The 22,283-nt window shown below is 45.7% G+C and carries 21 protein-coding genes; 1 reads left to right on the forward strand and 20 read right to left on the reverse strand.

From position 1 onward, the window contains the following. Window positions 1–11: 11 nt before the first annotated feature. From DMN77_RS07595 to DMN77_RS07655, 14 genes are all read right to left on the reverse strand, one after another. Window positions 12–2,009 carry a tyrosine-type recombinase/integrase gene (locus tag DMN77_RS07595; RefSeq protein ID WP_179014244.1) on the reverse strand — a complete coding sequence of 666 codons (1,998 nt, stop codon included), beginning with the start codon at window positions 2,007–2,009 and terminating at the stop codon, window positions 12–14. Next, the gene (locus DMN77_RS07600; RefSeq protein ID WP_179014245.1) at window positions 2,006–4,057 is read right to left on the reverse strand and encodes a tyrosine-type recombinase/integrase; all 2,052 of its coding nucleotides are present in this window, start codon (window positions 4,055–4,057) and stop codon (window positions 2,006–2,008) included. The genes DMN77_RS07595 and DMN77_RS07600 overlap by 4 nt, the downstream gene beginning before the upstream one ends. 7 nt (window positions 4,058–4,064) lie before the next feature. Further along, window positions 4,065–5,156 carry a tyrosine-type recombinase/integrase gene (locus DMN77_RS07605; protein WP_179014247.1) on the reverse strand — a complete coding sequence of 364 codons (1,092 nt, stop codon included), beginning with the start codon at window positions 5,154–5,156 and terminating at the stop codon, window positions 4,065–4,067. Between the two features lie 190 nt (window positions 5,157–5,346). Further along, window positions 5,347–5,757: a YhjD family protein gene (locus DMN77_RS07610; protein ID WP_179014249.1), complete on the reverse strand. Its 411-nt coding sequence runs from the start codon at window positions 5,755–5,757 to the stop codon at window positions 5,347–5,349. 208 nt (window positions 5,758–5,965) lie between these two features. Continuing rightward, a complete protein-coding gene (gene map / locus DMN77_RS07615; RefSeq protein WP_179014250.1) occupies window positions 5,966–6,712 on the reverse strand; it encodes a type I methionyl aminopeptidase in 747 nt (248 codons plus the stop codon). 127 nt (window positions 6,713–6,839) lie between these two features. Then, window positions 6,840–7,520 carry a TetR/AcrR family transcriptional regulator gene (locus DMN77_RS07620; protein WP_179014252.1) on the reverse strand — a complete coding sequence of 227 codons (681 nt, stop codon included), beginning with the start codon at window positions 7,518–7,520 and terminating at the stop codon, window positions 6,840–6,842. Window positions 7,521–7,689: 169 nt separating this feature from the next. Next, window positions 7,690–8,394: a transglutaminase-like domain-containing protein gene (locus DMN77_RS07625; protein WP_179014254.1), complete on the reverse strand. Its 705-nt coding sequence runs from the start codon at window positions 8,392–8,394 to the stop codon at window positions 7,690–7,692. A 229-nt stretch (window positions 8,395–8,623) separates the two neighbouring features. Further along, window positions 8,624–8,914 (reverse strand): helix-turn-helix transcriptional regulator, encoded by a 291-nt coding sequence (locus tag DMN77_RS23805; protein ID WP_306294236.1) that lies wholly within the window; start codon window positions 8,912–8,914, stop codon window positions 8,624–8,626. Then, window positions 8,893–9,411: a hypothetical protein gene (locus DMN77_RS23810; RefSeq protein ID WP_256872281.1), complete on the reverse strand. Its 519-nt coding sequence runs from the start codon at window positions 9,409–9,411 to the stop codon at window positions 8,893–8,895. Before DMN77_RS23810 ends, DMN77_RS23805 begins: the two co-directional genes overlap by 22 nt. 165 nt (window positions 9,412–9,576) lie before the next feature. Then, window positions 9,577–9,864: a stage VI sporulation protein F gene (locus DMN77_RS07635; RefSeq protein ID WP_068781899.1), complete on the reverse strand. Its 288-nt coding sequence runs from the start codon at window positions 9,862–9,864 to the stop codon at window positions 9,577–9,579. A 314-nt stretch (window positions 9,865–10,178) separates the two neighbouring features. Next, window positions 10,179–12,224, reverse strand: coding sequence for an ATP-dependent DNA helicase RecG (recG, locus tag DMN77_RS07640; protein ID WP_179014255.1), 2,046 nt, complete (start codon window positions 12,222–12,224; stop codon window positions 10,179–10,181). 58 nt (window positions 12,225–12,282) lie between these two features. Beyond that, window positions 12,283–13,152 carry a DegV family protein gene (locus DMN77_RS07645; RefSeq protein ID WP_179014257.1) on the reverse strand — a complete coding sequence of 290 codons (870 nt, stop codon included), beginning with the start codon at window positions 13,150–13,152 and terminating at the stop codon, window positions 12,283–12,285. A 300-nt stretch (window positions 13,153–13,452) separates the two neighbouring features. Continuing rightward, complete coding sequence (locus DMN77_RS07650; RefSeq protein ID WP_179014259.1) at window positions 13,453–15,216, reverse strand: DAK2 domain-containing protein; 1,764 nt, start codon at window positions 15,214–15,216, stop codon at window positions 13,453–13,455. A gap of 15 nt (window positions 15,217–15,231) precedes the next feature. Further along, window positions 15,232–15,591, reverse strand: coding sequence for an Asp23/Gls24 family envelope stress response protein (locus DMN77_RS07655; protein ID WP_068781906.1), 360 nt, complete (start codon window positions 15,589–15,591; stop codon window positions 15,232–15,234). 299 nt (window positions 15,592–15,890) lie between these two features. Between DMN77_RS07655 and rpmB the strand changes: the two genes are divergently transcribed. Further along, a complete protein-coding gene (rpmB, locus tag DMN77_RS07660; RefSeq protein ID WP_068781907.1) occupies window positions 15,891–16,079 on the forward strand; it encodes a 50S ribosomal protein L28 in 189 nt (62 codons plus the stop codon). A 168-nt stretch (window positions 16,080–16,247) separates the two neighbouring features. On the opposite strand, the gene spoVM is transcribed toward rpmB, so the two are convergent. From spoVM to rlmN, 6 genes are all read right to left on the reverse strand, one after another. After that, on the reverse strand, window positions 16,248–16,328 hold the full coding sequence (gene spoVM, locus DMN77_RS07665; protein WP_036621610.1) for a stage V sporulation protein SpoVM: 81 nt from the start codon (window positions 16,326–16,328) through the stop codon (window positions 16,248–16,250). Window positions 16,329–16,521: 193 nt separating this feature from the next. After that, window positions 16,522–17,187, reverse strand: a complete 666-nt coding sequence (rpe, locus tag DMN77_RS07670) for a ribulose-phosphate 3-epimerase (protein ID WP_068781908.1) — start codon at window positions 17,185–17,187, stop codon at window positions 16,522–16,524. A 4-nt stretch (window positions 17,188–17,191) separates the two neighbouring features. After that, window positions 17,192–18,097, reverse strand: coding sequence for a ribosome small subunit-dependent GTPase A (gene rsgA, locus DMN77_RS07675; RefSeq protein ID WP_068781909.1), 906 nt, complete (start codon window positions 18,095–18,097; stop codon window positions 17,192–17,194). A 69-nt stretch (window positions 18,098–18,166) separates the two neighbouring features. Next, window positions 18,167–20,329: a Stk1 family PASTA domain-containing Ser/Thr kinase gene (gene pknB / locus DMN77_RS07680; protein WP_179014260.1), complete on the reverse strand. Its 2,163-nt coding sequence runs from the start codon at window positions 20,327–20,329 to the stop codon at window positions 18,167–18,169. After that, entirely contained in the window at window positions 20,326–21,099 is a 774-nt protein-coding gene (locus tag DMN77_RS07685) for a Stp1/IreP family PP2C-type Ser/Thr phosphatase (RefSeq protein ID WP_179014262.1), read from the reverse strand. Before DMN77_RS07685 ends, pknB begins: the two co-directional genes overlap by 4 nt. 6 nt (window positions 21,100–21,105) lie before the next feature. Next, complete coding sequence (gene rlmN, locus DMN77_RS07690; RefSeq protein ID WP_126997489.1) at window positions 21,106–22,152, reverse strand: dual-specificity RNA methyltransferase RlmN; 1,047 nt, start codon at window positions 22,150–22,152, stop codon at window positions 21,106–21,108. Window positions 22,153–22,283: the final 131 nt, after the last annotated feature.

Below are 22,283 nucleotides of genomic sequence, written 5' to 3' on the forward strand. Positions count from 1 at the left end.
TGAAGAACACCTCAGTTTCTCTCAGATTCTGTATATTCACGTGAGCTTTTAGACATTCCCATCATACTACCACTTTTCAGAAGACTTTGAACTAACTCCTTATATCTCTGTAATTTGGGTAGAAGAATCTCGATTGAGCGCTGACGTGATTTCTCTTTGTAGATTAGTAAATCAGACTCCATTTTAATAATTTGTTCCGCATAATAAGACACGAAGGACATGTCAACATGAAAACTTGAACAATTATTTTTAATACATGGAGGTTCCATTGTTTGCTCTAGAAACGAACAGTTTACCTTAGGGCTCTTAATGCAAAAACCATGGTCTAAGCGAACTGAATCTAAGTTATGTCGTATCCATTCAAGTTCCAAGCCTTGTTCAATAGCTTGTTCTTCAAAATCAGCGTCAACAATAATACCCGATGCTTGAAGTCTTACAGCGCCTTTTTGATTAGCACGTTCCCACTCTAGTCTTTTGGTCTTATCAAGAATTTGAGCATATATAATGGTCATTTCTGGGCTTGTATGGGCCATAAGTTTTTGAACGTGAAGCAAGCTCATACCGTTATTAACAAGAGTAACCCCGTATCTATGTCGAAATGCATGATTAGTAAATTTGTATATTTCTCCAGATTCATCTTTGATTTCAAACATTTTTGCTATTTTATTTAAGTGATGCCTAATTGTACTACCAAGATAAGGTTCGCCTTTCTTTGGTCCGGAAACGATAGGAATAAGTAAGGAAGATGGATTTTCATTGAAAGATAATTTTTTTTCTACGTATTGCTTTTGCGTTTCAATGATTTGAGCAATTTCTAGTGTGATCGGAACTTTATGAAAGGGATCATCTACCTTGCGTTGATTACCAGTAATCCAATAGCCATCTTCTTTATGTAGTAGACAATCGATTTTTAGCGTCAGTACATCAGAAATTCTGAATCCGGTACATTCCAGTAATAAAATTATTATTACTATGTCTTTAGGTAGAAGGTGTATTTTTGATGTGATTTGGTTCCATATAAAGTCAGGGATATATTTTGTTTTATCTACTATCGGCCTTTGTTGCTTTGGTTTATCTCCTGGATAAATTAGGTTTTTCAAGTTCGTTAAAGGTGCCTCAATAAATTCGTTTCGTTGAATGTAATCAATAAACACTTCCAGATGGCTAATACAGCGTATAATATGGCCATCTGATATTTTTTGTGTATTCCAATATAGGTTTTTACCTCCCATAGGTGTTTTTTTAATATACTCTAAAAACCCAATTATATCTGAGCGACTCAGTAAATTTAAATTAGTCCAATCAGGATGGCTTAACGAAATAAAAGTAAAAAACAAATGCAACTTAGATACATAGCCTAATGCCGTACCGCATGATACCGATTTTTGGATAACTAAACGTGTATAGATATATTTTTTTATAAGCCCTTTATAAGGTTTTGGGAAAAATGAAAAATCAAAAATAGGAACACCTTGGGTTTTGTTATAATCCAAACCAAGCTTTTTAGCACTCCATCGATCTTTATCTACTTCTAAACGCTGATCATAAAAATCCAAATAAAAGGAGTTTACTCGAGAAAAGAATCCTATATGGTTACTAGCCGAACTACTTCGGATTGTCGGGTATATGGACCTACAATATCTTACAAATACGTCTCTAGGAATCTCGGTAATGGAAGTTATCGTCGGATAGAACTGTTTGATAAATCTTGATATTAAATTGAAAGATTTCCTGTAGTTAAGAATAGTTTTTACGTCATCGAAGGACAGTAGTGAGAGTAGATTCTTTATGTAAAATTTTATTTCATTACGGATGTATGGATTCTGAAATAAAGTAAAGTCAAAATACATGGCTTGTTCATACTGAACATCAATTAAATCGCTAATATTCCAATTATGTGAGTCATAAATACCGATAAGTTCCTGCAGAACTGTTTGGTTATATAACTTTATTTGCTCTTCACTTGAGAAAGGTAAAGCAGCAATTGGATATTGCTCAACTGTACTCATTTACCACTGCTCCGTTCGTTTGCGACATATTCTCTTGAGGACTTGTTCATTCCAAGAAGCGGTTGATTATTAAGAAGTCTCTCTAAGATTTTTTGAAATTTTTCTAGTCTAGGCTTAATAATTTCTATGGATCTATACCTACCCGTATTATTGTAAGTATTGATGTCTGTTTGCATAATGGAAATCTGTTTCTGATAGTAGTCAATAAAAGTTTGGTCTACATGAAAACTTCTACATTTATTTTTAATGCAAGGTGGGTCTAGGGTAGTTTCCAAGTAATCACATTGCTGGCTCGGGGCTTTAATACAATAACCATGATCTAAGCGAACGGAATCTAAATTGTGGCGAATCCACTCTAGTTCTAGTCCATTCTCACTAGCTGCTGACTCAATATTTGAAGAAACAATAAATCCGTTGTCATCTAGTTTTATGGCGGTAGAGTTTCTTGCATTTTCCCAAGCATCGCGCAAGGATTTATCATGTAGTTTAGCATAGTGGAGTGTAATTTCAGGACAAGCATGTGCCATTAATTTTTGAATGTGATATATATTCATTCCATTATTGACAAGGTTAACGCCATATCGATGACGAAAGCTATGGCTCTTGAACCAATAAATATTCCCGTTAGTATCAGTTATACCGCACTTAAATGCCATATCATTTAATCGTCTTGTTATTGTCGAGTTTAGAGGGGGAATACCTCTTCGCCTACCTGTTAGTACAGGAAATAAATAATTCTGTTTATTCTGTTCAAAAGGCAATGCCTCATTTGTGAAGGTTATTTGTGATTTTATAATATCAGCAATTTCCTTTGAGACAGGGACTTTATGATTTATGTGTTTTGTTTTGCGTTGACGACCTTCTATCCAGAAACCATCTTCTTGTTCCAAAAGACAATTCTGTCTAAGTTGAAGAACATCGCAAATTCTGAATCCTGTAGCTTCAAGAACTAAAATTATCGGTATGGTATCTGATGCCATGGAAGAAATGTTTTCAACGACTTGTTCCCATACATAATCGGGGATATATTGAATAGCTTCTTCATTCCGTCTCTTTTGCCTAGGCACATCTTCAGATAACAAAATAAGAGTGTTTACAAGTTTATCAGGCGCTTCATCAAACCCTATAGTCTGAATGTATTGAAGAAAAGAGTGTGTTGCACTTAGAGTTCGATATATATACTTTTCGGTTGGTTTCTGACCAGCTTTTGCACTGTTACCTCCCATTGGCTGGGTACGCAGATATTCTATAAATCCAAGAATATCTGCTCTAGAAAGGCATTTGAGGTCACACCAATGTGGAAAGCTAGAATTAATATAAGCAAAAAAGGTTCTTAGTATAATCATTTGACCAACTGCTGATGCCCAAGATAAATCACCGTGGTCAATTAAACGTAACTTAAAATAGGATTTCGTGAATTCCTTAAAATTACTTGGGATCAAATTGAAATCAATGTAGTGGGAGCCGTTAGTTATATTAAAATCGAGGCCAAGTTTTCTAACATCCCAGCGATCTAATTCGATCTCAGATTTTACATTGAATACACTATATAAATAATTGTAAATACTTCTTGCAGCAGTTAATCCTATACTTTCTGAGGTCCCACTACTTTGCCATCGTAAATTGGATTCTGTAAGATAACGCTTTTTTTCCACAGGTTTTCCAATAGAGATCATATAAACACGAAGTTGCCCAATGAATTCCTCAAGTGGCAGTCCAATTAATGATTTTAGATTTGGATAGTGAATATTGAGGAAGTTTCCTAAAGTAATTAAAATAGTCGAATAGTTACTCCAAAGAGTTGTGGGTGAAAGAGAATTATGTATTAGGTTTGAGTAGAAATAATATTTGACCTCATTTTTTAAACTTTCATTTCGAAATGTTTCAAAAACTAACCATCTATTTTGGGAACCCTTCCATTTGTCCTTTAGTAGTGGGCAGTTGAGTATATTCCAACGGTCTTCTGCGAAATATCCAGTAATGGCCCCATTAATTATTGAAGAATCGAAGGTTGTAGAGATTGAATTATTAATAGCAGTCGAGGCCATAAGATCATCATTCCTTGGATTTGTTTTTTTGTTGTGCCCTTAGCCATTCACCACGTATTAGTTCATCAGAAGGGTGAACATAAAGCTGCATGGTAGTTTGGACTTGTGAATGTCCCAATAGTTTTTGAAGAATTGCAGCGTCGATCCCCTGATTATGAAGTTCGGTTGCATAAGTATGTCGAAGCATATGTGGGGTAAAGTCTAAATTGACTTTCTTTCTTAATCGTTTAACTAGTGAATATACCGCTGAGTATTTTAGGGGGTCACCCTTATATTTTCCACGCAGGTTAATGAATACGAAATTTGAATCTACCTCATCAGAATGAAACGTATATATGTAATCCTGAAATAAATTCATAGTGTTCTCCGTTACATAAACAGTTCGAACACCAGATGGGGTTTTTGAATTCCTAATTGTTATTGTATTTTGACTGATATTAAAATCTTCAATCCACAATGAAAGAGCCTCCGATATACGTAGTCCTCCCTCATAAAGTACATGTATTAATAGCTTATCTCTGAGATTGTTACATGCCTCATTAATTGCTGAAATTTGTCCATTACTCAACGTTTTAATTGCCCTACTCGGTTCCTTTATCTTCAGAACGTTCTTATCAATGTTCTTGCCCTTAGTAATATGGTGGAGGAATGGTTTGTAGGATATTCCCAATGGAGAGGATGCTTTTTTACTAGCATCAGGGATATTGGGATTACCTGCATCAATCCTTGATAAATATTCATAGAATCCTACTACGCAAGATACAATTATGTTTATTGTGGATTCTTTTCGCTTAGCGTTAACAGGCTTTATAGACTTAATATCAATGGATTGATATGGGGATCTAAGCCAACTTATAAACTTAATTAGTAATTGAAGATCTGCTGCCTGATAGTCTACTTCTTGTATTTCTAAGAATTCGAAATATAGCTTTAAATGATAACAGTATGATTTTAAAGTGTTTTGACTTTTACCGGTTGCATCTAAGTATTTCAAATAACGAATAACAGGTAGAACCGTTTCATTGATAGAGTTAAGCAGAATATATCTAACTTTTGTATCGTCGGGTGTATCGTTAATGTATACTTCTTGAACACGCATGAGCCATATCATCCCCAAAGCCATATACTTATTCTTATCATTATAAACGTTGTTAACTATAGAATATAGGGTTGTTTAATTAATCTATATAGATAAAAAATAAGAAGTTCTCTAACATTATATACGTTAAAGACTCCTTATTATAATAGTACATATATGTCCCCCATCATAACGACGCGTTCCTTCTGCTTCATGAGCCATCCCCTTCTTTTGCATCATTGACTTCCGGGAAGCCGACCGAAGAGACGCTCAGATAACTGCGAATCCTCTGCAGGATTTCCGCTTTGACAAGCCCCCACAGCATAGAAAACTCATAATGGTACCCTCGGCATAAATAGCTTGCCTCAACGCCAAGCACCGTCCGGCGCTCTTTATAGATCTTCATTCCATGCTGCCGCAGACCTTGTCTGGCCCGGGACAGCTCCTCCATTGCTGCCTTTTGCAGCGAATCAATTAGATCATCATATATCCCCGGCAGCTTCAACTCTGCCCGAACTACCGCTGCGCGATCCCGTTCCAGTACATCCAGAATCATCGGCAGCAGAACCGATTCTTTCACGAACCTCGCCTCTTCCGGCGTTTGCCAAGGAATTGGACTCATCCCAGCCCACTTCGCACACTGTAAATCATAAACTCACCTTCTACAAGAACGTTTGTTCCTATTATATTCATGATACGAACAAATATTCCCCCTGGCAACAGGTTATTCCTGGTATTCAGGCAAATGAAAAACCGGTCAGGCCCTTAGGCTAACCGGTTTCTGTATGAACCCACTATTTAGAATGGCGATCTTGTTCATTAATGTGCAGTTAATGTGCGGTCAGAACAAGCGGACCGTCCTCAGTGAGTGCCAGCGTATGCTCGAATTGGGCGGAGGGCTTGCCGTCAACCGTTCTGGCTGTCCATCCATCCTCGTCGATCGTAATTCGAAACGTACCTTGATTAATCATCGGCTCGATTGTAAATACCATGCCCTCTCTTAGACGCGGGCCTTTCCCGGCCACGCCGATATGCTCAAAGTTCGGATCCTCATGCAGGCTGCGCCCGACCCCATGCGCCAACAAATCGCGTACAACCGAGAAGCCGTTCGATTCGGCATGCTGTTGAATCGCCGATGTTATATCGCCGAGACGGTTTCCAGGCAGTGCCTTGCTTATCCCGATATCGAGGCACTCCTTTGTGACCTGTATCAAACGTTCCGCCTCAGGGCTAATCTGACCGATAGCATAAGTCCAGCAAGAATCGCCAAACCAGCCGTCATATTCAGCAACGATATCAAGCTTGAGCAAATCCCCTTCTTCTAGTGGCTTTTTGCCGGGAAAGCCATGCGCCACAACATCATTGACCGATGCACAGGTTTCCGCGGGAAAGCCGTTATATCCTTTTGTGAACTGCTTGGCACCAAGCTTAATAATATGTCTGGCCACAAAATCATTGATCTCCTGCGTCGTTATCCCTGGCTTAATGATCTTCGCAACCTCGCGATGGCAATCGGCCACAATTTGGCCCGCCGTTTTCATCTCTTCAACCTCTCTTGCTGACTTTAAAATAATCATCTTTCTTTTCCACTCCTTCGTTTTCGGACAACGGTTTGCCCTTTAGACTTCCTGCGGCGGATGGTCCCATCCACGGATAGACGCGAAACCAAGCTTCTATCTTACCCGCCCGTCAAACCGATGATCATCAGGCCAGTCCGGCACATAGAAAGCTGGAAATCCCCTCCGCTTCGGCGGACAACGTCCCACGTCGAAGCGGCAGCATAGTGCAGCCGGTCAGCGCCGATAATAGCATCCGCGTCCTGGCCTCTGCACCCAGGTCAGATATAACCGGGGCAGCCCTTGATTCGCCCAGTTCAATCAGATACGACAGAGGAATCACAATGCGTTCCCGGTAAGCCTTGATTAGCGGCAAAGCCTGTTCCTCGGGAAGCTGACGGTAATCCTCATTTCCAAGCTGGAACACCAAATACGCGGCATGATCCTCTGCCCACGTCTTCAAAAGATCTGCAACCAAGGCCGGCCAGAGCTTATGTTCTATTTCTTGGGTCCTAGCCATGGTCATGACTCCCGATATTTCCACGCCAAATGGAAGTCTGCCACGGAAATTGGTCTGCGATTCATGAATTAATCGATCGACAGTTGCCGCACTCCGCTCCAAAGCTTGCCACAGCAAATCATGCAATAAATCTAATTTATTCTTATAGTAGTGGTACACTGTTCCATAACCTAGGCCGGCCAAGCGGGCAACATCACGAATTTCCAACAGCATGCCCTTATCCAAATAAACATCAGCCGCCGCCTGAATGATTTCGGCGATTCGCCGATTTCGAATTTCTTCATTTTGCGCTTTTGTACGGGGAGTCATGTCATGTCTGCCTCCTTTTTTGACCTACTATCATGTCAATATAAAAATACAGCAAATGCTGTAAAAAAACAAGATGGATATGTAAAATTATAGCATTGAAATCTCCAAACTTGAGCAAGCCGCCACTAAAAAATGAGGTCGGCCTGGCAAACCCAGGCTAACCTCATTTTTATTTCATACTGCCCTTGCGAATCGCATCCGTCTGTCGGTTAATCCGTTTGCGCAGCAGATTTAGCAACCACTTTTTCACAGGGGCTTTGACATTGTTATACTTGGCGAAAAATTCATCAGGCTGGTCGAAATACCCTAAATCTTCAGTAATCGAAAAGCTCTGAATATAGGTGCTCTCACCACGCCAGCATAGATTGATGCCCGCTTTATTTTTAACAGCAACTCCGTAGCCAATATACCCGCCGTTATAGCTGCAGAGTCTATCCTGCACCTGCTTGAGATACGGATCATCGATGATGACCCCCTCCAAAGCTACCCATTTCCCTTCAAACCATACTTCGGTCCACGCATGAACGATATTTGCAGGCGCAAAGGTATAAAGGATGCCGGTCAGCGCGCCTTTTTGCATTTTTTTATCGATATAAAAGCCATGAATTCGGCACGGAATCCTGACACCCCGCAGTAGCGCCATTAATAGGATGCTCTTGGTATTGCATTGCCCGTATCCGTCAGCAAGCACCTCCGAAGCGGGAATATCGTCGCCGCGATTATAGCCGAATTGGATCTGATTCCTAACATAATCGTAAATTTGACGGATTTTTTCGTATTCGCTAAGCTCGTTCCATTCCTTCTCCGTTATGAGTTGCCTAATCGATGGATGGGTATAGTCTACTAAAGCTGTAGCTTGCAAGAATACTTCCATGATCATCCCTCCTTTTACTTATTAGAGGTTGTTCAAAAAGTCCCCCTTTGATCACGAAGTGAATCAAGAAGTAACCAAGGCATCGAATCTTGAATTCACCCGGGCCTTCCGGTGCTCTCGTACCCAAAATGTACGCTCCGCTCCACAGGCCCTAGCTTCATCCAACCTTCTCGGTGTTGGAAGTCTGACTTTTTGAACACGCACTATTAGTATATGGGAGTGAAGATCATTACACTTTCAAAAATCTGCTATTCTGCACGATGGAGCGAGCGGTCATGCCCAGCTTATCCCTGACCGTCCTGGAGAAATGGGAGGAACTGCTGAAGCCAGCCTCTACCGCAGCGTCCGTCATCGAGACCCCGCTGAAAATCGCCTGGAATGCAGTTCTTAATTTATGGTGTACAATATAGCTTGCCAGTGATATACCTGCCTTTTGTTTGAAAATATGAGATAATCGGCTCTCCGAAATATACATATGCTGGCTGAGCGCTCTCACCGTCAGGTCATGGGAAGGAAGCATCTCGATAGCGAGCAATACGTCGCTAATGCGGTCATCGGGTCTAACGCCAGCTTATGATCCTGTTCCTGCAGCCGTAAAATTTGCATAAACCGCCTCATGCTCTGGTCGTAATCATCCTGACTAGTTATCGAATACAATTGTTTGATAGCAAGCTGCCGCAGTGGGTCAGCCTGATCTTGTCCCAATACACAGACCTTTGGATTCGCCAAATAAGCCCGTTTCACTAACTCTCCCAAGGTGGATTCAGGATGGATCAGCATGTACCATTGCCACTGTTGATGCCCCTGCAATTGATGTATAACGCTGGATTGAAGAAGAAGGCCCGGCGCTTGCAATAATTGTCCTTCGACCGTAATGGATACAGGCTGTTCAAGTCCTACCGTAAACTGTATGTAATGATGGCTGTGATCGTCGGCATCTACCTTGTTGGTGAGAAAAGAGATATGATCCTGGCTAAAATACAATATAAGCTCATAGGGGAAACCAAACCTCTGCAATTTCAGCTTCTCCTTCCCATCCATAACGGTAAAGTAATAGATAAACCTTCATTGGTTGGAATTATACCGGGCGGCATCTTTGAAGTAAAGCAAGTAACCTACCTACCTCATAAAAAAAAAAGTGAGGGCCCTTTAGAAAAGAACCCCCACTTCTTGGTTTTTCCGCTATCTGAACATTCCCCACAGCTTAATCAGGTGAAATGTATTGCGCGGATCGATTTTTTGAGCAACTACAAATGAGACAATCTGCTCTTCCTGCACACTCGTCAACCGCTCATTCAGGATCCCTGCCGCTGATTTGACAAGCCGACGTACCTTCACACGGTCCTGCAAATCGGATTTTGTTAAACCGTCCACCAAATTTTTGATTCGATCCTTCGTGGCCGGATTCTTCATTTTAAGCTTTATCCGCTCTACTAACTGCGGACTAATGCCAAACTGTTGGTAACTCAAATGTTCATTGCACCTCCCTCATAACACCTACTTTCTAGATATATGACGAGAGGCCTGTACATAGTGTCTTAAAAATGAAATTAGGGACGCGGGGATCGGATGTTCATAAAGCGCCTGGCCCCCGGAACAGCAAGGAAAGGACCCGTTGGAAAGCAGCCGACGATGTTCAGTAGAGGCAAGCCGTCCCTTGAAAGGCCGCCAAGACTATGCTTAGAGGAAAAGGACCCTACTCTATGAAAGAAAGGCTGCCACGAGATTTCCGCAGCAAGCATCGAATCAGGTTTCCTTTAAAACGAGTCCGCTCTCTAGATTCATCAGTCGATCACTTCGCCCTGCAGCACCTGTTCGCGCTGCAGGTAGCCGCGCAGCGGCTCGAACTCGGGCGACGTCCAGAAGGACGCGTCCGCCACCAGCCGGGCGGCGTCATCGCGCGCCGCCTCGAGCACCGCGAAATCGCTGACCATGTCCGCGATTCGAAATTCCGGCACGCCGCTCTGCTTCGTACCGAAGAAATCCCCGGGACCGCGCAGCTCCAGGTCCCGGCGCGCCACTTCGAAGCCGTCGTCCGTATCGGTCAGGACCTTCATTCGCTCCTGACCTACCTCCGTCTTCGGATCGGCGATAAGCACGCAGTAAGACGCGTGCTCCCCTCGCCCTACACGGCCGCGCAGCTGATGCAGTTGCGACAGGCCGAAGCGGTCGGCGTCCATGATGATCATCAGCGTAGCATTAGGCACATCCACGCCGACCTCTACAACCGTGGTCGATACGAGTAGCTGCACCTCATTCGCATAAAACGCCCGCATGACCTCGTCCTTCTCGCCTGGGGTCATTCTCCCATGCAGCAATCCGACACGGAAATCCGGGAACGCCTGCTGCATCGCTACATACAGATCAATCGCATTCTGAACATCCAGCTTCTCCGACTCCTCAATCAGCGGAGTAATCAAATAAGCTTGTCTACCCAGCGATATTTCACGGGAAATAAAGCCCAGTACGCGATCCATCATGTCATGCTTCACCCAATAGGTTGAAATCGGCTTTCGACCCTTTGGCCGCTCTGACAGCGTGGAGACATCCATATCTCCAAAAGCGGTAATCGCCAACGTCCGCGGGATCGGAGTAGCGGTCATCGTCAGTACATCAGGATTGAATCCCTTGCGCCGTAAAACACTGCGCTGGTTCACCCCGAAGCGGTGCTGCTCATCAGTAACGACCAGGCTCAGCGATCGGAAAAAGACATCCTCCTGAATTAAAGCATGGGTACCAATAATGACGTCCGTCAGTCCCATTTGCAAGGAAGCTAGCAAATCTTTGCGCTTCCGGCCCGTTATACTTCCGGTAAGCAGTCCTACAGAGATCCCGAAGGGCTCGAACATCTTCGCAAGCGAACGGGCATGCTGCTCAGCCAAAATTTCTGTGGGCACCATAAAAGCTCCCTGATGTCCCGACTTCACCGCGGCAAACAGCGCAATCGCAGCAAGCACCGTTTTCCCCGAACCGACATCGCCTTGCAGCAAGCGGTTCATACAATAAGGGGAGCGCATATCCCGCAAAATCTCCAGCTCCACTTGCTTCTGTGCATCCGTCAGCTCGAACGGAAGGCTGCGCACGAACTCCCGAATGACCGAGTTCTCGACGAGATGAGCAACGCCATCCATCCGCTCATGGTTAATCGCGCGATAAGCCTGCAGCTTGAGCTGGAATAAGAACAGCTCCTCATAGACCATGCGGCGGCGGGCCTGCTGTCCCTCCGCCTGATCCTGCGGCAGATGGATTCGCTGAATCGCCCGTTTTCTCGACATCAGATCATATTGCTTCAGCAGCGCCTCAGGCAAAATTTCAGGGATCAGCTCCCCATACTGCAACATCGCCTGTTGAATCGTCTTGCGCATCCAGCTTTGTGTAATTTTCCCGCCAATCGAATACACCGGCTGGACGGTGCCACTCCGCTGCACCCCCTTATCCGGGAACTCCGAATCCGATACTGTAAGCTGATTGCGCTTCAAATCCCATTTCCCGGTTAATATAATCTCTCTTCCCGCAACCAATTGATCGCGAAGGAAGTGGCGGTTGAACCATGTCGACGTGAACATCCAATCCTCGGCCACCATTTTACAGGTCATTCTTGATTTACGCCCATAACGCTGCAGAACCGGAACTCCCATAATTTTTGCCTGAACCGTAATCTTGTCGCCGTCCTTAACCTCTGTCAAAGATTTAAGCCGATAATCTTCGTAACGAAACGGGTAATATTCAATTAGATCATTTACCGTAAAGATGCCAAAGGCGTGAAGCTCTCCTGCTTTGAGAGCACTCACGCCGCTGACTTGCCTTACGGGGATTTCATGCAAATTCATTGTACAAATCCCTCGCTTTAATACCCGCCCCAAAAGTCGGGCTTTTGGAGCAACTTCTTTAGGCCGGCCACACGAAGATGGCTATCGTACCAGGACCCACATGAGTGCCTACGACAGAACCGATGCTGTTACGGACGATCTCATGCAGGGTGAAATGCTCTGACAACAATTGAATAATTTCTTCCGCTCCTTCAGGATTCACACAATCGCACACAGCAACGTTCAAATCCTTGTGATTCGGAAAATCACTCCTGAACAGCTCAATCACGCGGGATACCGCCTTCTTGCGGCCCCTAACCTTATCTACCGAATAGATGATGCCTTCATGGTCTACAGACAAAATCGGCTTGATGTTCAACAATGTGCCAAGAATGGCCGCCGCTTTGCCGATCCGGCCGCCTTTCTGCAAATATTCCAGGGTATCGACCAGAAAATAAAGCCGACGCTCCTGTCCGAGACGCTCTAACTCCGTGCGAATCTGCTCAACGGAAGCCCCCTGCTTCGCCAATCTTGCCGCATGCACGACCATCATGCCAAAGCCGTAGCTGGCGCAGAGCGAATCAATTACCGTAATATTCACCGGCTCCGCCGAATCCTCCTCGACCATCGACTTGGCCAGCAGAGCGGATTGATAGGTGCCGCTCATCCCCGAAGAAAGATGTATCGAGACGATAGGAGAACCGGGGTACTGCTTCATTAGATCCTGATATACCTCGACGTACTGGGCAGGCGAGGTCTGCGAAGTCGTTGGCAGATTCTTGGACTTCGCCAGCCTGTCATAGAACTCTTCTACCGTGATGTCGATTCCTTCCAAGAAAGACTCATCCCCGAAAGCAAGCCGCATCGGTATTATATGAATACCGTATTCAGCAACCAGCGCTGCAGGAACATCCCCCGTACTGTCTGCTACAATAACGATCTGACTCATAGGTATTTTCACCCTTTCATCATTCCCCTTTTGCAAGAGGTTGTTCAAAAAGTTCACTTTGGATTACGAAGTGAATCAAGGAGCAACTCGACATCGAATCTTGAATTCAGCCAGGCCCAAGCAGATGCTTACGAAGTCATGTTCCCTTATGTAACATCTCAGGTGCTCACGTACCCATTACGTACGCTCCACTCCTCAGTCCTTTGTTACATCCCACTGAAGCGTTTTGCAAAAACGCATATCGGAAGCCTCAGCAGCGGTACTGAAAACCGAGCTTTTTGAACTTAAATTATTAGACGATCAGGATTCAACCGAAAATAAGTAATAATAGATCGGTTGCCCTCCATCATGAGTCTCTACTTCAACATCAGGATAAGTTTCATTCAACCAGCCCAACAGCGACTCCGTAGTTTCCTCCGTCGCTTCTTCGCCAATCAGAAGCGTAACGATCTCATCGCCGCCAACCAGCATTTTGGCCAGCAGCGCCTGACTTGTCTCCAGCAGTTGCTCTTCTGTCGCCACGATCTTGGAGTTCTCAATTCCAATATAGTGACCCGCCTTGATCTCCAGATCATCAAACATCGTATCACGGATCGCATAAGTAACTTGTCCTGTCTTGACATGAGATACGGCATTCAGCATGGAATCCGTATTCACCTCAACGCTCTCCTCTTCCTGGAAGGCAAAGGCAGCAGCGATTCCTTGCGGAATGCTCTTGCTTGGAATAACGGTTACGCTGCGCTCATCTTCCAGCAAATCGCGAGCCTGCTGAGCGGCAAGAACGATATTCGAATTGTTCGGCAGCACGAATACATGCTGTGCAGAAATCGAATGAATGGCCTTCACAAAATCCTCTGTGCTTGGATTCATCGTCTGTCCGCCGGATAGAACAACGTCAACACCAAGGCTCTTGAAAATATCCGAGATCCCTTGTCCAGACGCTACAGCAATAAATCCGTAAGGTGCCAATTCGTCCGCAGGAACCTCCGCAGGGTCCTCAGAACGGGCAGGTTCAGCCGGAATATCCGCGAACAGCTCTGGCATCGGAGCAGCATCAAGTCCGGTTGATAGCAGTTCGCGATGCTGTTCACGCATATTCAGAATATGAATCTGAGTAATTTCTCCATATTTCAAAGCGAGATTCAGAACCTCGCCAGGTGCTTTAGAATGCACATGAACTTTGATAACTTCATCGTCGGCAATGACGATAATAGAGTCACCATTTAATGACAGCGCTTTCCGGAATTGATCCTCATCAAAATTCGCATGCGAAACGCCGCCCAGGGTACGATTTATGAAAAATTCCATATCATAAAGAAATTCAATATCCTCTGTATCAAGCTTCGCTTGGGCAGGAGCATCATGATGTTCGGCCGGATGAACGGCGGTAAATGCCGAGACGGATCCTGCTTTCGGCTGTGCAGGCATCGAATCGATAGGCTTCGCTTTGCCCGTCAGCTGCTCCATAAAACCCTCGTAAATATATACAAGACCTTGACCGCCGGAATCAACAACCCCGACTTGCTTCAGTACAGGCAATTGCTCCGGTGTATTCGCAAGAGCTTCCTTCGCCTTCGCCAGCACATCAGCCATCAAATCTACGATATCGGTCGTGCGTCTAGCCTGGTGAACGGCATGCTTAGCCGCTTCCTTCGCGACTGTAAGAATCGTGCCTTCCACCGGCTTCACTACGGCCTTATAGGCTGTATCCACCCCGCTCTGTAAAGCGGCGGCAAATTGAATCGCATTCAACTCTTCATAAGAGGATGAATAACGGGCAAATCCCCGGAATAACTGAGATAAAATAACGCCGGAGTTCCCTCTGGCTCCCATTAGCAAGCCTTTGGACAAAGTATTTGCCCGACTGCCAAGTCCGCCCGATCCGTTATTATTCAATTCGGCCACTCCAGCCGTCATCGTTAAATTCATATTCGTCCCGGTGTCTCCATCGGGAACCGGAAAGACATTTAGAGAGTTGACATGCTCGGCATGATCTCCCAATCGTTTCGCCCCGGCTAGCACCATGGCGGTAAAATCTGTTCCGTTAATAGAACGCTTACTCAATGAGAATTCCCCTTCCTAGCTTGATACACGAACGCCTTGGACTGCAACGTTGACTTGAGCCACTTCGAGTCCAACGACTTCATTTAACACGTATTTTACTTTTCGCTGTATGTTGTAGGCAACCTCGGAAATTTTCGTACCATAACTAACTATGATATAAAGATGAATTGCCAATCGCTTATTATCGAGCTTTACTTCCACACCCCGGGCTAGATTCTCACGCCCCAGCAATTCAGCAATGCCGTCCTTGAATTGTTTCCGGCTTGCCATCCCTACGAGTCCATAACATTCCATGGCGGCCGACCCGGCGATCACAGCTACCGCTTCCTCCGAAATATCGACACGTCCATATTCGGTATCCAGTTGTATAGCCACGCCTTGCTCACTCCTCCCTTGAAATTATTATGGGCTAAACCATATTGTACTATAAGAACAAAGATAAATAAATAAACAAAGCGCGACAAGCACACTATAGAAATAAAGTTTGTCGATCGGTTGACGGACGTTTTTTTACTGTGATATTATATGTAAGTATTGTTTTATGCGGTTTCCTATACATTTATAGGTTAAAAGAAGGAAATCGACCGGCTTAAGCCGGCTTGAACAATAACTGTTAACTTCACTAATAAACTGTTATTTTCAAGACAGGTGTATCGGAACAGGAGGTGTAATGAATGTCTCGCAAATGCTATGTAACAGGCAAGAAACCAAGCAGCGGTAACCACGTATCCCACGCTAACAACCGTAATCGTCGTTCTTGGGGCGTTAACGTACAGAAAGTCCGGATCTTGGTAGACGGTAAGCCGAAACGCGTATACGTCAGCACTCGGGCTTTGAAATCCGGTAAACTGACTCGCGTATAATGGTGAGAATAAGAATATAGACAAAAAGCACCTTTTCTTAGTAGAGGTGCTTTTTTCGTATTCTCCTGCCACTTCAGCAACCGGAAAACAGTATCGCCACAAACCGCGTGATGGAAGGCGGGATTTGTGCGCCGCGCCGAATTCCATGATAGCGGCAGTTGTCGCTGCCTAGTTTTTGTGAAATGTATTCAACACCGCTTTGACGAAACCTCCCAAAAACTTAGGCAGCTTGAATGTATAAAATTTCATCGTTCACCCTCCCCATCATTCTCATGCCCTCATTCATAGTGTATGTTCCGCGCCCTCTCCCTGTGTATTTTCGCCGACAAAAAAAGGGCTGCATGAGAACCCGCTCATGTAACCCATTGTATGCGCCAGATCGAATCACTATGCCAATCAGACAAGGTGAAACAGGGCAAAAATGAAGAGAATATAGCAATGACTAATCTTGCAAACTGCTGCGAATCTCCTGAATCGCGGCGCGGCGGTCGCTGCGACCAAACACCGCATTGCCTGCGACCAGCACATCCGCACCCGCCTCCACAACCAGCGGTGCTGTGGCAGCCGAGATTCCGCCGTCCACCTCAATTCGCAAATTCTTCAACCCCAGTTCCTCTCGCAGCTCTTTCAATTCCCTGATCTTGCGAAGAGTAGACGGAATGAAGGCCTGACCGCCAAAGCCTGGATTTACCGTCATGACAAGCACCAGGTCCACATCCTCCAGCACTTCGCGAATCGAAGACACAGGAGTTGCCGGATTGATCGCAACGCCTGTCTTGACGCCATGCTCCTTCATCATATGCAGGACGCGGTGCAAATGTACGCAGGCTTCCTGGTGCACTGTAATAAGATGAGCTCCTGCTTTTGCAAAATCCGGAATATATCGCTCAGGATTCTCGATCATCAGATGGACATCGAGCGGCAGCTTGGTCAGCGGAGCAATCGCTCCCATCACCAGCGCTCCGAATGTAATATTAGGCACGAAATGGCCGTCCATAACATCGACGTGAAGCCAGTCCGCGCCGCTGTGCTCTGCCTCGACTACTTCTTGACCCAGCTTGGCAAAATCAGCCGACAATATAGACGGTGCAATATAGATGTCATTCATGAAGTCAATACCTCCGTTTTTTGTCTTTCATTTCTTCATAAAACTGCACATAGTGCTCATACCGTCCCGCGGCAATAACTCCTTCATCCACAGCCTCTCTCACTTTACAGCCTGGCTCATGCAGATGTGTACAGCCGCGGAATTTGCAGCCCTCTGAAAGCTCGCGGAACTCGCGGAAGCAAGTAGAGAGCTCCCCGACGCCAAGCTCAAGGAAATCCAGCTGGCTAAAGCCTGGAGTGTCCGCCACATATCCGCCATTCTCAAGCTCGATCAGCTCTACATGTCGGGTTGTATGTCTCCCCCGGCCAAGCTTCATGCTAATCTCGCTCGTCTCCAGCGACAATCCAGGGAACATCGCATTCAGCAGCGTCGATTTGCCTACCCCGGACTGACCGGAAAGTACGCTAATCTCCCCGGCCAGGCGCGTCTTCACAGCTTCCGTTCCTTTGCCAGTCAGAGAACTGGTAATGAACACTTCATATCCAATCTGCTCATAGAGGTGAGCTACCTGCTCCGTGACGCTGGCCGCTTCCTCTTCCTCCGCATCGAGCAGATCCTCTTTGGTCAAGCAGATCAACGCTTGCAGTCCCTCATGTTCGATATGTACCAGGAACTTGTCCAGAAGCTGCAAATTCAGGTCAGGTTCTTTAAGTGAAAATAACAGCACCGCAAGCCGGGCGTTAGCGATCGGCGGACGAATCAACTCCGTGATGCGCGGTAGAATCTCATCTACCATCCCTTCGCCGTTCTCCGTCGGACTATACATGACCCGATCTCCAACGAGAGGGGTTATGCCTTTTTTCTTAAAAATGCCGCGGCCCCGGCACTGGACAATCTTATCCAACGCCGGGTCTGCAGGCTTCACATAGTAATATCCGCTTAGCGCCTTAACGATTAAGCCTTCAGGCATTCTTGCAGGCCTCGCTTTCATATCTGTCTGTATAACGATATAACAATTGAAGCTTATTCAAGCTCAACTTCAATGATGTCCAAACCCCTTCATCTTTCCATTCGTTAACCTTCCAGTTAACTTGGAATTGTTGGCCTTGCCTGTATCTGGAGGATTTTGATCAGAGTTCCCGTTATCACCGTCACCATTATTGCCATCAGACTCATTATTTGATTCATCCGGCGTATTCGTTACAGGCAGTGATGGCTGCGGCACAGTCCCCTGCTTGGCATCAATATACGAGATCTTGTAGGTATCCGTTAATGCCCCATCGCGGTTCACATAGACATATCCGTCCTTATTAGGTGCCAGAACGAGATTTACCGACATATATTGCGGTTTGGCGATCGTCTTCGTACCCCAGTCTTGATTCTCACCACGAGCATCCCCGTATATAATATGGATTTTGCTCTTTTGTCCGTCTGTAGCCGGAACAACAGGAACCACGAAGGTATACTCGATCGCATCGGACGGATATCCGGAACTGACGAATATAGTTATGTCGGAAGCTGGTGCCACTTCAGCGCCTTCAGCATATGGCCACTGCTCCATGACCTGACCTGACGGTACCTCATAGCTCGATTTTTGCTTAATGCCGTCCTTCGCCAGCTTCAGCCCTGCATCCTCAATCGCCTTCAGCGCTTCATCCTGGGTCTTCCCGACCAGCTTAGGCATTTTGATATTTTCTGGCCCCTTGCTCACTTTCAATACAATCTGAACGGTTTCCGGATCAAATTCCGCGTTGGCATCCGGGTTTTGACCAAAGACCTTGCCCGCTTCTACTTCGGGATTATTTTCCTCGTTCTTGCTGATCCTTTCTTTCGACACCCCAAGCTGCTCTAGCTGTGCAATCGCCTCTTCATAGGTATAGGTCGCATTATCCAGCATCGGCATTTTTGGAAGCTCCTTCGCGGTGCTTACTGTCAAATCAATCGACGAGCCTTCCTTCACTGCGGTGCCCTCTGGCTTGCTCTGTTCATAGACAATTCCTTCATCTACACCCTCTTTATATACCTGAGCAATATCCCCAACCACAATACCTACCTTGGAGAACTCCTCAGTAGCTTGTTCAATGGACATATTCAGTACATTCGGCACCTTTACTTCTTCCACGGTGACGAGTCTGTTCACATACCAGGCAATACCAAGCATCGCAACGATTACAATCAGCGTAATGCCGACCCATAATTTAGTCTTGCTGCTTACCGGCTTCTTACCTGATTTCTGCTTCTGCCGTTCATCGGACCCCTGATCGTCTCGGGACAACTTCGAGCCTCCACCAGACTGCCTGTTTTGCGGCTTAATAGCCGGGACAACGCGGGTGCTATCCTCATCCTCGTCATCGGCAAAAGTCAGCTTATTCTCCGTCCTGCGCTCCGGCAGCAAACAGGTCTCCAGATCGCGCAGCATTTCCTTGGCGGATTCATATCTCTCGCCTGGGTTTTTGCGCATCGATTTCAGTATAATATTCTCCACACTCTGCGGAATCATCGGATTCACCGAACGCGGCTCGTCAAAATGCTCCTGCAGATGCTTCAGCGCCACACTGATCGGGCTCTCCCCAAGGAATGGAAGACGGCCAGTCAGCATCTGATAGAGCACAATTCCAAGGGAGTAAAGGTCTGATTTCTCGCCTGTTGTTACCCCTTTGGCATGTTCAGGTGAGAAGTAATGCACAGACCCGACGACCGAGCCCGTCTGCGTAATCGTCGTTGAAGTTACGGCACGCGCGATTCCGAAGTCAGTCACTTTCACCCAGCCATTACGGCCGATTAATATATTATGAGGTTTAATATCACGATGAATAATATGATTCATATGGGCATGATCCAGGGCATCGGCGATCTGCGATGCGATGCGAACCGCTTCATCTACCTGCAATGGAGCACGCTCTTTGATAATCTCATTCAAGTTGCGGCCTTCAATATATTCCATAACAATGTAATGAACATCGCCTTCTTGTCCAACATCATAGACGCTGACGATATTCGGATGTGACAAGGATGCCGCTGATTGTGCCTCACGGCGGAAACGACGGATAAATTCCTCGTCGTTCACAAATTGCTGACGCAAAACCTTAATAGCTACGTTACGATTTAATAGAATATCCTGAGCACGATAGACGAGGGCCATTCCTCCCCCGCCAATTCGTTCAATAATTTGGTAACGACCACCTAACTCGTGACCGATCATAAACTCCACCCCTTTGCGCTTGACACGGACTCATCATGATACTCCAACAACGCGACGGTAATATTGTCGTCGCCCCCTGCATCCAGGGCGAATTGAAGCAATTGATTAGCACGATGATCCAGAGGAAGCTCGCCGGCTCCAAGCGTATGAATCATTTGTTCCGGGGTTACATGATTGCTGAGACCGTCACTGCAGAGCAGCAGTATATCTCCCTCATCTAACATTACCGAATACATGTCGGCAACCACCTCTTCATCGGTTCCGAGTGCCCGGGTCACGATATTTCGATGTGGATGCACATTCGCTTCCTGCTCACTAATCTGATTATTCTTAAGCAATTCATTAACGAGAGAATGATCTTCAGTAATTTGAGTCAACACGTTATTTTGGAATTGATAGACTCTGCTATCTCCAAGATGGCCGACGATTCCCTCGCGTTCCTTAAGCAGGACGGCAACCACCGTGGTCCCCATATTGTAGTACTCTACATGCTCCTTCGCTTCACGATACACGATTTCATTGGCATGCAAAATCGCTTGCTGCAGTTCATTTCCGAACTCTTGCGAAGACAAGTTGGCAGGCAAAGACTGCAAATCCTGTACAATCGTCTCAACGGTTAGACGGCTGGCTGTATCCCCAGCCTGATGTCCACCCATGCCATCAGCAACGATCGCCAGCGTATACCCTTGTTCCAAGCCGGCAACCCAGCTGCTGTCTTCGTTTACAGAACGAACCCTTCCAACATCACTTACATAAGCCGTTTTTATCAATCCTAATCACCTCGTACCAGACTGCATATGTTTGGCCCGCAGCTGTCCGCAAGCCGCTGCAATATCATGTCCTTGCTCCCGGCGGATCGTTACGTTAATGCCCTTGTCCGCCAATGTACGTTGAAACTGAAAGATATCATTCCTTGAGGTTCTGACATATTTCCGCTCCGGAACATGGTTGACCGGGATCAGATTCACGTGACAGAGCATATCCTTGAGAACCTCTGCCAGTTCTTCCGCATGCTCCACCTGATCATTTACTCCGCCAATCAGCGCATATTCGAAGCTTACGCGGCGCCCGGTCTTGGCGATGTAATAACGCAGTGCCTCGATAACATCATCAAACGGAAAGCGGCGGTTGACAGGCATCAGCTTGGAACGCAGCGCATCGTTCGGTGCATGAATCGAAATCGCCAGATTAATCTGGGTATCCTCATCAGCAAATTTATATATATTGGGAACGATTCCGCTCGTTGATACAGTAATATGCCGTTGTCCAATGTTCAAGCCCTTCTCATGAATCATAATTCGCAAAAATTTCATCGTTGCATCATAATTCTCGAACGGTTCACCTGTGCCCATGATCACTATACTGCTAACACGCTCGCCTCGCGTGTCAAGAATCTTCTGAGCCTGCACAACCTGGGCTACAATTTCCCCGGGATTGAGATTCCGCTTCAGTCCGCCCAAGGTAGACGCACAGAATGTACAACCAACCTTGCAGCCGACTTGTGTGGTAACACAGACGCTATTCCCGTAGTTATGCTTCATGATAACCGTCTCGATCGCATGATCGTCATGCAGCCCGAACAGGAACTTGACCGTACCGTCCTTGGACTCAAACTTCGTAATTTCATTCAAAGTTACGAATGAGAACTGTTCGTCCAATTTTTGCCGAAGCGTCTTGGATAAATTCGTCATCTCATCAAAAGAGTTTACGCGCTTTACATAAAGCCAGTCAAATATCTGCGCACCGCGGAAGGCCGACTCCCCTTGCTGTACCGCCCATTCCTGAAGCTCTTCCAGACTCATATCGTATATAAAAGGTTTCATCTTCACACACCTATTCTTATAGTATCAAGTATATGACCATACTCATTCCACCTATTTTAGCATAAAATATAATAACACTAAAGTGGAAGCCCTTAACAGGGGCTTACGCAGCAAAAAGCACACCCCTTTTA

The sequence above is a fragment of the Paenibacillus sp. 79R4 genome (genome assembly GCF_013393165.1).
GTDB lineage: Bacteria > Bacillota > Bacilli > Paenibacillales > Paenibacillaceae > Fontibacillus.